Source organism: Rhodoferax sp. GW822-FHT04A08, from assembly GCF_058801025.1.
In genome coordinates this window covers 871,778-884,715 of sequence record NZ_JBXAMW010000001.1, presented here as the reverse complement: position 1 = coordinate 884,715, position 12,938 = coordinate 871,778, and the positions used below count along the sequence as shown (strand labels likewise).

The 12,938-nt window shown below is 61.6% G+C and carries 10 protein-coding genes; 6 read left to right on the top strand and 4 right to left on the bottom strand.

Going from position 1 to position 12,938, the window contains the following annotated elements; genetic code table 11:
* Positions 1 to 9: 9 nt before the first annotated feature.
* Positions 10 to 2,709: a pyruvate dehydrogenase (acetyl-transferring), homodimeric type gene (aceE, locus tag AC1RMF_RS04140; RefSeq protein ID WP_493139748.1), complete on the bottom strand. Its 2,700-nt coding sequence runs from the start codon at positions 2,707 to 2,709 to the stop codon at positions 10 to 12.
* A 156-nt stretch (positions 2,710 to 2,865) separates the two neighbouring features.
* Between aceE and AC1RMF_RS04135 the strand changes: the two genes are divergently transcribed.
* The 5 genes from AC1RMF_RS04135 to AC1RMF_RS04115 all read left to right on the top strand — a co-directional run bounded on the left by AC1RMF_RS04135 (position 2,866) and on the right by AC1RMF_RS04115 (position 9,738).
* Positions 2,866 to 5,400 carry a PAS domain-containing sensor histidine kinase gene (locus AC1RMF_RS04135; RefSeq protein ID WP_342617404.1) on the top strand — a complete coding sequence of 845 codons (2,535 nt, stop codon included), beginning with the start codon at positions 2,866 to 2,868 and terminating at the stop codon, positions 5,398 to 5,400.
* A 16-nt stretch (positions 5,401 to 5,416) separates the two neighbouring features.
* Positions 5,417 to 6,043: a response regulator transcription factor gene (locus AC1RMF_RS04130; protein WP_342617403.1), complete on the top strand. Its 627-nt coding sequence runs from the start codon at positions 5,417 to 5,419 to the stop codon at positions 6,041 to 6,043.
* Positions 6,044 to 6,124: 81 nt separating this feature from the next.
* A complete protein-coding gene (folD, locus tag AC1RMF_RS04125; RefSeq protein WP_342617402.1) occupies positions 6,125 to 6,997 on the top strand; it encodes a bifunctional methylenetetrahydrofolate dehydrogenase/methenyltetrahydrofolate cyclohydrolase FolD in 873 nt (290 codons plus the stop codon).
* 53 nt (positions 6,998 to 7,050) lie between these two features.
* Positions 7,051 to 9,081, top strand: coding sequence for a M3 family metallopeptidase (locus AC1RMF_RS04120; RefSeq protein ID WP_493139743.1), 2,031 nt, complete (start codon positions 7,051 to 7,053; stop codon positions 9,079 to 9,081).
* A 27-nt stretch (positions 9,082 to 9,108) separates the two neighbouring features.
* Positions 9,109 to 9,738, top strand: a complete 630-nt coding sequence (locus AC1RMF_RS04115) for a glutaredoxin family protein (RefSeq protein ID WP_342617400.1) — start codon at positions 9,109 to 9,111, stop codon at positions 9,736 to 9,738.
* Here the strand turns inward: AC1RMF_RS04115 and rpiA are convergent.
* A complete protein-coding gene (gene rpiA, locus AC1RMF_RS04110; RefSeq protein WP_493139740.1) occupies positions 9,735 to 10,454 on the bottom strand; it encodes a ribose-5-phosphate isomerase RpiA in 720 nt (239 codons plus the stop codon). The two genes, AC1RMF_RS04115 and rpiA, sit on opposite strands and share 4 nt — an antisense overlap.
* A 45-nt stretch (positions 10,455 to 10,499) precedes the next feature.
* On the opposite strand from rpiA, the gene AC1RMF_RS04105 reads away from it, so the two are divergent.
* Positions 10,500 to 11,579, top strand: coding sequence for a quinone-dependent dihydroorotate dehydrogenase (locus AC1RMF_RS04105; protein ID WP_493139737.1), 1,080 nt, complete (start codon positions 10,500 to 10,502; stop codon positions 11,577 to 11,579).
* Here the strand turns inward: AC1RMF_RS04105 and AC1RMF_RS04100 are convergent.
* Entirely contained in the window at positions 11,557 to 12,675 is a 1,119-nt protein-coding gene (locus tag AC1RMF_RS04100; protein WP_493139734.1) for an NAD(P)/FAD-dependent oxidoreductase, read from the bottom strand. The genes AC1RMF_RS04105 and AC1RMF_RS04100 overlap by 23 nt on opposite strands.
* Complete coding sequence (locus tag AC1RMF_RS04095; protein WP_493139731.1) at positions 12,672 to 12,884, bottom strand: hypothetical protein; 213 nt, start codon at positions 12,882 to 12,884, stop codon at positions 12,672 to 12,674. Before AC1RMF_RS04095 ends, AC1RMF_RS04100 begins: the two co-directional genes overlap by 4 nt.
* Positions 12,885 to 12,938: the final 54 nt, after the last annotated feature.

Sequence of the window (12,938 nt, the reverse complement as noted above, 5' to 3'; positions counted from 1 at the left end):
CCGGTCTTATTAGGCGTACAGGGGGTTGATCTTGTCGGCATTGATGCCGTACTTGGTGATGGCTTCAGCCACCTTGGCAACCGGCACCGTGCCTTCTTCGCTCAGGGCCTTGAGTGCGGCCACGACGATGTAATGGCGGTTCACCTCGAAGTGCTCGCGCAGCTTGCTGCGGAAGTCGCTGCGGCCAAAGCCGTCGGTACCCAGGACCTTGTAGGTGCGGCCCTTGGGGATGAAGGGGCGGATCTGCTCGGCATAGGCCTTCATGTAATCGGTGGAGGCAACCACCGGGCCCTTGTTGGCTTCGAGCTGTTGCGACACGAAGGGCACGCGCGGGGTTTCCAGCGGGTGCAGCAGGTTCCAGCGCTCGGCGTCCTGACCGTCGCGGGTCAGTTCGTTGAAGCTCGGGCAGCTCCAAACGTCGGCAGCCACGCCCCAGTCTTTCTCCAGCAGCTCTTGCGCAGCAATGCTCTCGCGCAGGATGGTGCCGGAGCCCAGCAGTTGCACGCGCGGCGTCAGCTTGGCGCCGGGCTTGCACAGGTACATGCCCTTGATGATCTGCTCTTCCGTGCCAGGGATGAGGCCGGGCATGGCGTAGTTTTCATTGAGCAGCGTGAGGTAGTAGAAAACGTTGTCCTGCTTTTCCACCATGCGCTTCAAGCCATGGTGCAGGATCACACCCACTTCGTGCGCGAAGGTGGGGTCGTAGCTGACGCAGTTGGGGATGGTGCCAGCCATGATGTGGCTGTGGCCGTCTTCGTGCTGCAGACCTTCGCCATTGAGCGTGGTGCGTCCGGATGTGCCGCCCAGCAGGAAGCCGCGCGCTTGCATGTCGCCAGCAGCCCAGGCCAGATCGCCAATGCGCTGGAAGCCGAACATGGAGTAGTACACGTAGAACGGCACCATGATGCGGTTGCTGGTGGAGTAGCTGGTGGCTGCTGCAATCCAGCTGGCCATGCCGCCGGCTTCGTTGATGCCTTCTTGCAGGATCTGGCCGGCCTTGTCTTCGCGGTAGTACATCACCTGGTCCTTGTCGACCGGGGTGTACTGCTGACCTGCGGGGTTGTAGATACCGACCTGGCGGAACAGACCTTCCATACCGAAGGTACGGGCTTCGTCCACCAGAATGGGCACCACGCGCGGGCCCAGGGCCTGGTCACGCAACAGTTGCGTGAGGAAACGCACATACGCTTGCGTGGTGGAGATTTCGCGGCCTTCGGCCGTGGGCTCCATCACCGACTTGAAGGTTTCCAGCGAGGGCACGGTAAAGCTCTCATCGGCCTTGGTGCGGCGGTGCGGCAGGTAACCGCCCAGGGCCTTGCGGCGCTCGTGCAGGTACTGCATTTCCGGGGTGTCGTCGGCCGGCTTGTAGAACGGGATGTCGGCAATCTGGCTGTCGGGCACCGGGATGTTGAAGCGGTCGCGGAAGGCCTTGATGTCCTCGTCCGTCAGCTTCTTGGTCTGGTGCACATTGTTCTTGCCTTCCCCGGCCTTGCCCATGCCAAAACCCTTGACGGTCTTGATCAGCAGCACGGTGGGTTGGTCCTTGTGCTTGACCGCAGCTGCGTAGGCGGCATACACCTTTTGGGGATCGTGACCGCCGCGGCGCAGGTTCCAGATGGCGTCGTCGCTCATCTTGGAAACCATTTCCAGCGTGCGCGGATCGCGGCCGAAGAAGTTCTTGCGCACGAACGCGCCGTCGTTGGCCTTGAACGCCTGGTAGTCGCCATCCAGCGTGTCCATCATGATCTTGCGCAGGGCACCGTCGGTGTCGCGCGCCAGCAGCGGATCCCATTCACTGCCCCACAGCAGCTTGATCACATTCCAGCCAGAGCCGCGGAACTCGCCTTCGAGTTCTTGCACGATCTTGCCGTTGCCGCGCACCGGGCCGTCCAGGCGTTGCAGGTTGCAGTTGATCACAAACACCAGGTTGTCGAGCTTCTCACGGGCAGCCAGGCCGATGGCGCCCAAGGACTCCACTTCGTCCATTTCGCCGTCGCCGCAGAACACCCAGACCTTGCGGTTTTCGGTGTTGGCAATACCGCGGGCATGCAGGTATTTGAGGAAGCGGGCCTGGTAGATGGCCATCAGTGGGCCCAGCCCCATGGACACCGTAGGGAACTGCCAGAACTCGGGCATCAGCTTGGGGTGCGGGTAGCTCGACAGCCCCTTGCCGCCGGTTTCCTGACGGAAATTCAGCAGTTGCTCTTCGGTCAGACGGCCTTCCAGATAGGCGCGTGCATACACACCGGGTGACACGTGGCCTTGGATGTAGAGGCAGTCGCCACCGTGGTTTTCACTCTCGGCATGCCAGAAGTGGTTGAAGCCTGCACCAAACATATGGGCCAGCGAAGCAAAGGAGCCAATGTGGCCCCCCAGGTCACCACCGTCGATGGGGTGGTGGCGGTTGGCCTTGACCACCATGGCCATGGCGTTCCAGCGCATATAGGCGCGCAGGCGCTCTTCAATCTCGATGTTGCCGGGGCAAATTTCTTCTTGATCTTTGTCAATAGTGTTCACGTAGGCCGTATTGGCCGAGAACGGCATGTCCAGGCTGCTTTGCCGGGCGTGTGACAACAGTTGCTCCAGCAGGTAGTGAGCGCGGTCAGGGCCCTCTTGCTGAATCACGGCGGACAGGGCGTCCAACCATTCGCGGGTCTCCTGGCTATCTGCGTCAATGCTGCTAGCCGGGCTTTGGGGAACTGCTGACATTCTTGTCTCCTGGTTACTTATGAGGGTTCGCCGACGTAATTTAGTACGACGCCTGAAGTTTCTCACATCTTTTTTAAAATTTCAAGTTATGCTTATTACATTCACATTATGAAATTTTGAGGATCAATTCTTACAGCCATCGCCTACACTTGACGCATGGCTTTGCCCGATCTCATTTCCATTCCCAGCGCCCTGGATTTGCCTGCCGTGCAGCAGGCCAAACACTGGTGGACGCGCCAGCATCCGCAGCGGCAGGACCGGCTGGCCATGCTCGCGCCCCTGGTGGCTGTGTTGTTATTCTTTGCCGCCATCGTCACGGCATTTGCCTATTTGCGCGCGGAAGAATTCGATCGCGAGCAGGAGGCTGTGCAACGCGATGTGGAATACACGCAGCAGAGGCTGCGCCTGCGCCTGCTGGAACGTCAGGAGCAGCTCACCCGGGTGGCGCGCGAAGTCTCCAACCGTGAGCTGGATGTGGAGGACTTTCGCAGTCGCGCCATTTCCATGCTCAACCAATACCCTGAAATCCAGGGACTGGCGTGGATTGACGAACGCCGCCGGGTGCGCGTGGGGACCGGCACCGCCGTGCGCCCACCTGCCCCAACCCACAATCTGAACGACCCGGCCACGCGCTTGGACAACGAGCAGGCCTTCAACTCGGTCAAGCAAAACGGCCAACCCGTGTTTCTGCAACGTCTGCGCTCAGCCGATTTCGCACCGCTGATGCAGATCTACATTCCCCTGAATGAGCGCAACCGCTTCTCGGGTGTGCTGCTGGCGGAGCTTTCGGTCGATGGCTTGTACCGTTACGGCGTGCCGGATGAGGTGACTGCGCGCTACGCCATCTCGCTGCTGGACGCTAACGGTGGACTTCTGGCCGGCACCGTGATTCCAGCGCGCAAGGCCGGCAGCAACTGGCTGCCCTGGAGCACCCGCAACAACGCCTTCTCCATGGCGGTATCACCCGTGGGCAGTGGTTTGGTGGTACGTGGCCAGGCTTATCGGGCGTCCCTGGGCGTGATCGGCAGTGGATTTTTCTGGCTGGTGGGCACACTCAGTGTGATGACGGCGTGGATGCTGATCGCCAACTGGCGCCACACCCGCCGCCGTCTGCAGGCGCAACAGGCCTTGATGTCCGAGACCAACTTCCGCCGCGCCATGGAAAACTCCATGCTCACCGGCATGCGCGCCATGGACCTGCAGGGCCGCATCACCTATGTCAATGCGGCCTTCTGTCAGATGACAGGTTGGCAGGAGTCCGATCTGGTGGGCCACACTGCGCCCTTTCCCTACTGGCCCGAGTCCGACCGCGAACTGCTGGCGTCCAAGCTCGAAGAAGAACTGTCTGGCAAATTCACGCCGGGCGGATTCCAGGTGCGCGTCAAGCGGCGCGACGGCACCATGTTCGATGCACGGCTCTACGTGGCGCCGCTGATTGACGCCATGGGCACGCAGACCGGCTGGGTCACCTCCATGACCGACATCACCGAGCCCAACCGGGTGCGCGAACAGTTGTCGGCATCGCACCAGCGCTTCACCACCGTGCTGGAAGCGCTGGACGCCTCGATATCGGTCGCCCCCCTGGGCAGTGACGAACTGCTGTTTGCCAACAAGCTCTACCGCCAATGGTTTGGCACCCATGCCAACGGCCATCTGCAGTTGGTGGCAGAAGCCGGTGTGCCCAGCAGCCCCACCAGCAGCGACTCCGACGACAGCGTGGACGCCCTGGCCGGTCTGCCCACCGAAACTATTGCCGACACCGAAACCGAGAGCGGTGAAATCTACGACAGCGCCCTGGGCAAGTGGCTGGAGGTGCGCACCCGCTACCTGAGCTGGGTTGATGGCCGCCTGGCGCAGATGGTGATTGCCACCGACATCACCAGCCGCCGCTTGGCCGAGCAGCAGGCCGCCACGCAGGCCGAGCGCGCGCAGAACTCCAGCCGGCTGATCACCATGGGTGAAATGGCCTCCAGCGTGGCGCATGAACTCAACCAACCGCTGACTGCCATCAACAACTACTGCAACGGCATGATCTCGCGCATCAAGGAGCACCAGATCACCGAGGAAGACCTGCTGGGCGCGCTGGACAAGACCGCGCGCCAGGCCCAGCGCGCCGGGCAGATCATCCAGCGCATACGCTCGTTCGTGAAGCGTAGCGAGCCCAACCGCACGCCGTCGGACGTGGGCGTCATGGTGAGTGAAGCCATTGAGCTGGCCGAGATTGAACTGCGCCGGCGCAACGTGCGGCTCAACCACTACGTTGCCGCGCGGCTCCCTGTAATGCTGGTGGACCCCATCCTGATCGAGCAGGTGCTGGTCAATCTGCTGCGCAACGCCGCCGAGTCCATCGACATGGCGCAACGCCCCACGGCGCAGCGTCTGGTGGAATTGCGCGTAGTGCCGACCAAGGTGGACGGGCAGTCCGCCATCGATTTTTCCGTGCGCGACTCGGGCAAGGGACTGGCACCCGAGGTCATGGCCCGACTGTATGAAGCATTCTTTTCCACCAAGGCTGATGGCATGGGCATCGGCCTGTCGCTGTGCCGCTCCATCGTCGAATCGCACTTGGGCAGAATGAGTGCGGAGAACATCTACAATGGCACCGAAGTGGCAGGATGCCGTTTCTCCTTCTGGATACCCGTGGCAGATATTGGCTACCAAACGCCTGTTGCACCAACCCTAAGCACATAAACGTCTGGACATTTGAATGAGCCTGATTCCAAAAAAAGGTACGGTCTACGTCGTTGATGACGACGAGGCTGTAAGAGACTCCTTGCAATGGTTACTTGAAGGAAAGGGCTACCGGGTACGGTGCTTCGATTCCGCAGAGTCCTTTCTCAGCCGCTACGACGCCCGCGAAGTCGCCTGCCTGATTGCCGACATCCGCATGGATGGCATGACCGGACTGGAGTTGCAGAACCGCCTGATCGAAGGCCGCTCTCCTCTGCCCATCGTGTTCATCACCGGCCACGGCGACGTGCCCATGGCTGTGGACACCATGAAAAAAGGCGCCATGGACTTCATCCAAAAGCCTTTCAAGGAAGACCAGTTGGTCAGCTTGGTGGAGCGCATGCTGGACCACGCCAAGGACTCGTTTGCCGACTACCAGCTTGCCGTCAACCGCGATGCCCTGCTGTCCAAGCTGACACTGCGCGAGTCACAGGTGCTGGAGCGCATTGTGGCGGGACGGCTCAACAAGCAGATTGCCGACGACCTGGGCATCAGCATCAAGACGGTAGAAGCGCACCGCGCCAACATCATGGAAAAGCTCAGCGCCAATACGGTTGCCGACCTGCTCAAGATTGCCCTTGGACAAAATGCTCCCAAAGTTTGAACTGACCTGACCACCGGCCCAACCGGCCCGCAACTGCAAAGCTGCGGGCTTTTTTATTCCAGAACGACCCCAGAGACACGCATGACCACTACCGCAACCATCATTGACGGCAACGCCTTGGCCGCATCCACCCGTGCCGATGTGGCACGCCGTACTGCCGTGCTGACCCAACGCGGCCTGACACCCGGCTTGGCCGTTGTGCTGGTGGGCGAAAACCCCGCGTCCCAGGTCTATGTGCGCAACAAGGTCAAGGCCTGTGGCGACGCCGGTCTGCACTCGGTACTGGAGCGCTACCCCGACACCATGACCGAAGCCGAGTTGCTGGCCCGCATCGACTCATTGAACAACGACGACAGCATCCACGGCATCTTGGTCCAGTTGCCCTTGCCCGCACACATGGATGCCCACAAGGTGATCGAAGCCATTTCCCCGGCCAAGGACGTGGACGGTTTCCACGTCTCCAGCGCGGGTGCCCTCATGGTGGGCCAGCCCGGCTTCTGGCCCTGCACCCCCTACGGCTGCATGAAGATGCTGGAGAGCATTGGCTACAAGCTGCGCGGCAAACATGCGGTGGTGATCGGCCGCAGCAACATCGTTGGCAAGCCCATGGCCATGATGCTGCTGGCGCAGAACGCCACCGTCACCATCTGCCACAGCGCCACTGCCAACCTCAAGGAAATGACCCTGCAGGCCGACGTCATCGTGGCCGCAGTGGGCAAACGCAATGTGCTGACCGCGGACATGGTCAAACCCGGTGCCGTGGTGCTGGACGTGGGCATGAACCGCAATGACGAAGGCAAGCTCTGTGGCGACGTGGACTACGCTGGCGTGAGCCAAGTTGCAGGCTACATCACGCCAGTGCCCGGCGGCGTGGGCCCCATGACCATTGCCATGCTGCTGGTCAATACCCTGGAAGCCGCCGAACGCGCGGCCGCCGCCAAGGGTCTTGCATAAACACGTTCAGGCGCCACCTGTTACCCATTCCTTCCATTACCTGAACTGCCTCCATGAATCCATTGCTTCGCTTTGACTCCCTTCCCTTGTTTGACCAGATCCGCCCCGAGCACGTGGCGGAGGCGATCGACGCGTTGCTGGAGCAGGCGAACAAGGCGCTGGAGACTGTCACGGCAACGGACTTCCCCGCGCAGTGGACGGAAGTGGCGCGGGTGCTGGACGTGGCCACCGAGCGGCTGGGCATGGCCTGGGGCGCTGTGAACCACCTCAACAGCGTGGCCGACTCGGCTGATCTGCGCGCTGCCTACAATGCCGCCCTGCCCCGAGTCACCGAGTTCTGGACACGCCTGGGCGCCGACGAACGGCTGTTTGCCAAGTACAAGGCGATGGACGTGCAGTCACTCAATTCCGAACAGCGCCAGGCCCACAGGAATGCCATGCGCAACTTCGTGCTAGGTGGGGCCGACCTGACGGGCAGCGCCCGCACACGCTTTGCCGAAATCCAGGAAAAGCAGGCCGAGCTCAGCCAGAAGTTCAGCGAAAACACGCTGGACGCCACCGACTCCTTTGCCTACTACGCCAGCGCGGATGAGGTTGAAGGCATACCGGCAGACGTGATGCAAACCGCCCTGGCGGGCGCCCAGGCCGATGGCAAGACGGGCTACAAGCTCACCCTCAAGATGCCTTGCTACCTGCCGGTGATGCAATTCGCCAAGAGCAGCGCGCTGCGCGAAAAGATGTACCGTGCCTACGTGACACGCAGTTCGGATCAGGCGCCCGAAGACGCGCGCAAGTTCGACAACAGCGCCATCATTCGCGAGATCCTGGCCCTGCGCAAGGAAGAGGCGCAACTGCTGGGATACGACAACTTCGCCCAGGTATCGCTGGTACCCAAGATGGCCGAGTCGCCCGAGGCGGTGGTCGCCTTCTTGCGCAATCTGGCCGCCAAGGCCAAGCCCTTTGCGCAGAAGGACCTGACCGACCTGCGCGCCTTCGCCCGCGAGGTCCTGGCCCTGAACGACCCACAGCCCTGGGACCTGCCCTATATCAGCGAAAAGCTCAAGGAAGAGCGCTACGCCTTCAGCGAGCAGGAGGTCAAGCAGTACTTCACGGCGCCCAAGGTGCTGGCCGGGCTGTTCAAGATTGTGGAGACCCTGTTCGACGTAGCCATAGAGACCGACCAGGCTCCGGTATGGAACCCGGGCGTGCAGTTCTATCGCATCATCCGCAAGGGCCAACTGGTTGGCCAGTTCTACCTGGACCCCAGCGCACGCACCGGCAAGCGCGGCGGCGCCTGGATGGACGATGTGCGCGGGCGCTGGCTGCGCCCAGACAATGGCGTGATGCAGACGCCGGTGGCCCATCTGGTGTGCAATTTTGCCGACGGCGTGGACGGCAAACCCGCCTTGCTCACACACGACGACGTCACCACCCTGTTCCACGAATTCGGCCATGGCCTGCACCACATGCTGACTCAGGTGAGCGAGCATGACGTATCCGGCATCAGCGGCGTCGAATGGGACGCCGTCGAGCTGCCCAGCCAGTTCATGGAAAACTTCTGCTGGGAGTGGAGCGTGCTGCAGCACATGACTTCGCATGTGGACACCGGTGCCGCCCTGCCACGCGAACTGTTCGACAAGATGCTCGCCGCCAAGAATTTCCAGAGCGGCCTGCAGACCCTGCGCCAGATCGAGTTCTCCCTGTTCGACATGCTGCTACACAGCTCGCACAAACCGGAGGACGACTTCATGGCGCTATTGCAAAAGGTGCGTGACGAAGTGGCTGTGGTGCCATCCCCACCTTGGAGCCGCACACCGCATACCTTCAGCCACATCTTTGCCGGCGGATACGCGGCGGGCTACTACAGCTACAAGTGGGCCGAAGTGCTCAGCGCCGATGCCTATGCGGCATTTGAAGAAACCGCGGCACCCGATGGCACGCCCAGCGTGGAAACCGGCACAAAATACCGCCAAGCCATTCTGGAAGCGGGCGGCAGCCGTCCGGCCATGGAATCCTTCAAGGCCTTTCGTGGCCGCGAGCCCAGTCTGGACGCTTTGCTTCGCCACCAGGGCATGTCGGCTTAAACTGTGACCAATTGGGGGAACCGGAATATGAAACCATCACACCTGCTGAAATGCGTGGCCGTTGCGCTGACCCTGTGCGCTGCAGCGCAGGCACAGACCGTTTATCGGATCGTGGGCCCGGACGGCAAGGTCACATTCTCGGACAAGCCACCGATCACAGCCGATCAAGGCAAGGTTGCCACAACCGGTGTGGGGGCTGCCGCAGCTGCCTCCAATGCATCACTGCCATTCGAGTTGCGCCAGGTGGTGAGCAAGTACCCGGTCACACTCTACAGTGCACCTGATTGCGCCCCTTGCGGCAATGGCCGCTCGCTGCTCAGCGCACGCGGTGTTCCCTTCTCCGAGCGCACGGTCACCTCACAGGAGGACATTGCCTCGCTGCAACGCATCAGCGGTGAGACTTCGTTGCCCGTTCTGACGATTGGCAGCCAGCGTATCAAGGGCTTTTCGGACGCCGAGTGGACCCAGTATCTGGATGCCGCCGGCTACCCCCGGACCTCCATGCTGCCTGCCGGCTACCGCAATGCACCTGCCAGCCCTCTGGTGACAGTGCAGAAGCCTGCGCCGGCCAAGGCGGAAGAAAAACCGGAAGCGCCAGCGGTGCCGGCATCACCCTCGGCCCCCGGTCCGTCCAATCCGGCAGGTATCCAGTTCTAGCCCTGGAAATCCAGCGTCTTGACGCCGCTGGCCGTACCTAGCAGGCACACGCTGGCGCGCTGGAATGCAAATACACCAACGGTCACCACGCCCGGCCACTGGCTGACTTCCGCCTCAAACGCCAGCGGATCGCTGATCTGCAGGCCTGTCACGTCCAGAATGTGTTGCCCGTTGTCGGTGACCAGAGGTTTGCCATCCTTCAGGCGAATGGTTCCAACGCCGCCCTTGGCCGCAAAGCGCCGGATCAACTGGCTGGTAGCCATGGGAATCACTTCCACGGGCAGAGGAAATTTGCCCAGCGTTTCGACCAGCTTGGATTCGTCTGCGATGCAGATAAAGCGCGCTGACTGCGCCGCCACAATCTTTTCGCGGGTGAGCGCCGCGCCCCCGCCCTTGACCATATTGCCGTTGCCGTCGATCTCGTCGGCACCATCGATGTAGACCGACAGTCGCTCGACCTCATTGGACTCGAATACCGGGATGCCCAGGGCCTGCAGGCGCTGCGTGCTGGCCACGGAGCTGGACACGGCGCCCTTGATCTGGTCCTTCATGCTGGCCAACGCGTCAATGAACTTGTTGACCGTGGAGCCGGTACCCACGCCGACGATTTCGCCCGGCACGACGTACTGGAGGGCAGCCTGCCCCACCAGGGTTTTGAGTTCGTCCTGGGTCAAGGCAGGGGTGGCAGAAGGCGTTGGCGAGGTAGGTGGGTTCATTGGGGGAAAATCAGGGAAGTTACACAATAGATCAGGAATTATCCGATGGCTCTCGTCCCCTACGGCCTGGTGCGCCCCTTTTTGTTCGCCATGGATGCCGAAACCACGCATGACCTCACCCTGTCGGCTTTGGCCGGAACCCAGGGCAATGCACTGTCATGGGCCTATCGCACTGCGCGGGTGGAAGACCCCATCGAAGTCGCCGGACTGCGCTTTCCCAACCGGGTCGGCATGGCTGCCGGGCTCGACAAGAACGCACGCTGCATCGACGGCCTGGGCGCCATGGGCTTTGGTTTCGTCGAGGTGGGCACTGTCACCCCTTTGCCGCAGGACGGCAACCCCAAACCGCGCATGTTCCGTCTGCCAAAAGCCCGGGCACTCATCAACCGCCTCGGGTTCAACAACCAGGGGCTGGACGCCTTTGTACGCAACGTGCAGAGGTCCGCACTGCGTCAGCAGGCACATCCGTCTCTGTTGCTGGGGTTGAACATTGGCAAGAATGCAGCAACGCCCATTGAAGACGCCACCAGCGACTATCTGCGCTGCCTGGACGGCGTGTACCCCCATGCGGACTACGTCACGGTCAACATCAGCAGCCCCAACACCAAGAACCTGCGCAGTCTGCAAAGCGATGCGGCGCTCGACGCCCTGCTGGGCGCCATTGCCGAACGCCGGGAGTTGCTGGCCCAACGCCATGGCCAGCGCAAACCGGTATTCCTCAAGATCGCCCCCGATCTGGATGCTGACCAGATTGCTGTCATTGCCGCCACACTCCAGCGCTACGGCACAGACGGTAATGGCAAAGTCAATAATGCCTGGGGTGTGATTGCCACCAACACCACACTCAGCCGCGATGCAGTCAAAGGCTTGCCGCACGCAAAAGAAACCGGCGGTCTCTCTGGTGCGCCAGTACTGGCGATGAGCAACCAAGTGATTGCGCAACTTCGCGCTGCGCTGGGCAGGGAATTTCCCATCATCGGCGTGGGCGGCATCCTCAGCGCACAGGATGCAGTGACCAAGATCCAGGCCGGTGCAGACCTGGTACAGATCTACACCGGCCTGATCTACAAGGGCCCTGCGCTGGTCAGCCAGGCCGCCCAGGCTATCCGTTCGCTGCGAGCCTAGCCACCATCTCGCCGATCGCCAGCGCACTGGTCAATCCTGGCGACTCAATGCCAAACAGATTGACCAGCCCCGGTACGCCGTGATCCTGCGGACCTTGTATGCAGAAATCGGCAGCAGCCTCACCGGGACCACTGATCTTGGGCCGCATGCCCGCAAATGCCGGAACCAGCGCGCCATGCGGGAGCTCGGGCCAGTACTTGCGCACTTCGGCATAGAACACATCCCCGCGTTGCGGTCGGACTTGCAAGTCCTCTGGATCATCGACCCACTCCACATCAGGCCCGAAACGGGCCTGCCCGCCCAGATCCAATGTGAGGTGAACGCCCAGACCAGCCGCCTCGGGCGCAGGGTATATCAGCCGCGAAAAAGGTGCGCGGCCTGTCAGTGCAAAGTAATTGCCCTTGGCAAAGTGCGGCGTAGGGATATGGGCAGAGTCCAGGCCCTCAATCTGACAGGCCAGGTCAGGCGCCTGTAGACCGGCTGCATTGATGACGGACATCGCAACAACACGGGTGCCATCCTGCAGCACCCATTGCGCACCACGTTCGCCTTGATCATCCCGGCGCTCCACTCGCGTATTGAACACGACGACACCACCCGCGTCTTCCAGATCGGAATGCAGCGCACGCATGAAGGACTGGCTGTCCACGATGCCGGTAGAAGGCGAATGCAAAGCCGCCACGCAACGCAGTGCAGGCTCCAGAGTGTGTGCCTGGGTCCCATCAAGCCAGACAAGGTCCGAAACGCCATTGGCCTGTGCCCGCAATTGCAACTGCACCAGAGCCTTTAGTTGGTCCTCATCGGTGGCGACTATGAGTTTGCCGCAACGCCTGTGTGCAATGGTGCGCTCGGCGCAATAGGCGTAAAGCAGCTGCCGTCCCCGCACGCACAAGCGGGCTTTCAGTGAACCTTCGGGGTAGTAGATGCCCGCATGGATGACTTCGCTGTTGCGAGCGCTGGTCTGGGTGCCGATGGCGCTTTGTGCTTCCACGACCACCACATCGCGCCCTTGCTGCGCCAAGGCACGGGCAATCGCCAATCCGACCACCCCGGCACCGATCACCAGGCAATCCAGATGTTCAGCGGATGGGTTCACTGCAGGGCGAGCGCTCCGTCTGCGCCCACCACCAGTTTCTTGCCAGGCGGGGCCTTGAGAAAGGCCTGGGCATCACTTTCCGACACGCCGTAGGCAACGCTGACCAGCCACATGCCGGCGTCATTCACCTTGGCACAGGCCCCCAGGAGGAGCACACCTCCCAAGACCATGAACCGAGCCAACGTACGCAATAAAAGAATCTGTTTCATGGGTAAATCTCCCCGTGTCTGGACCCAAGGGTTCACGCAGTGCCGGTGTACCAT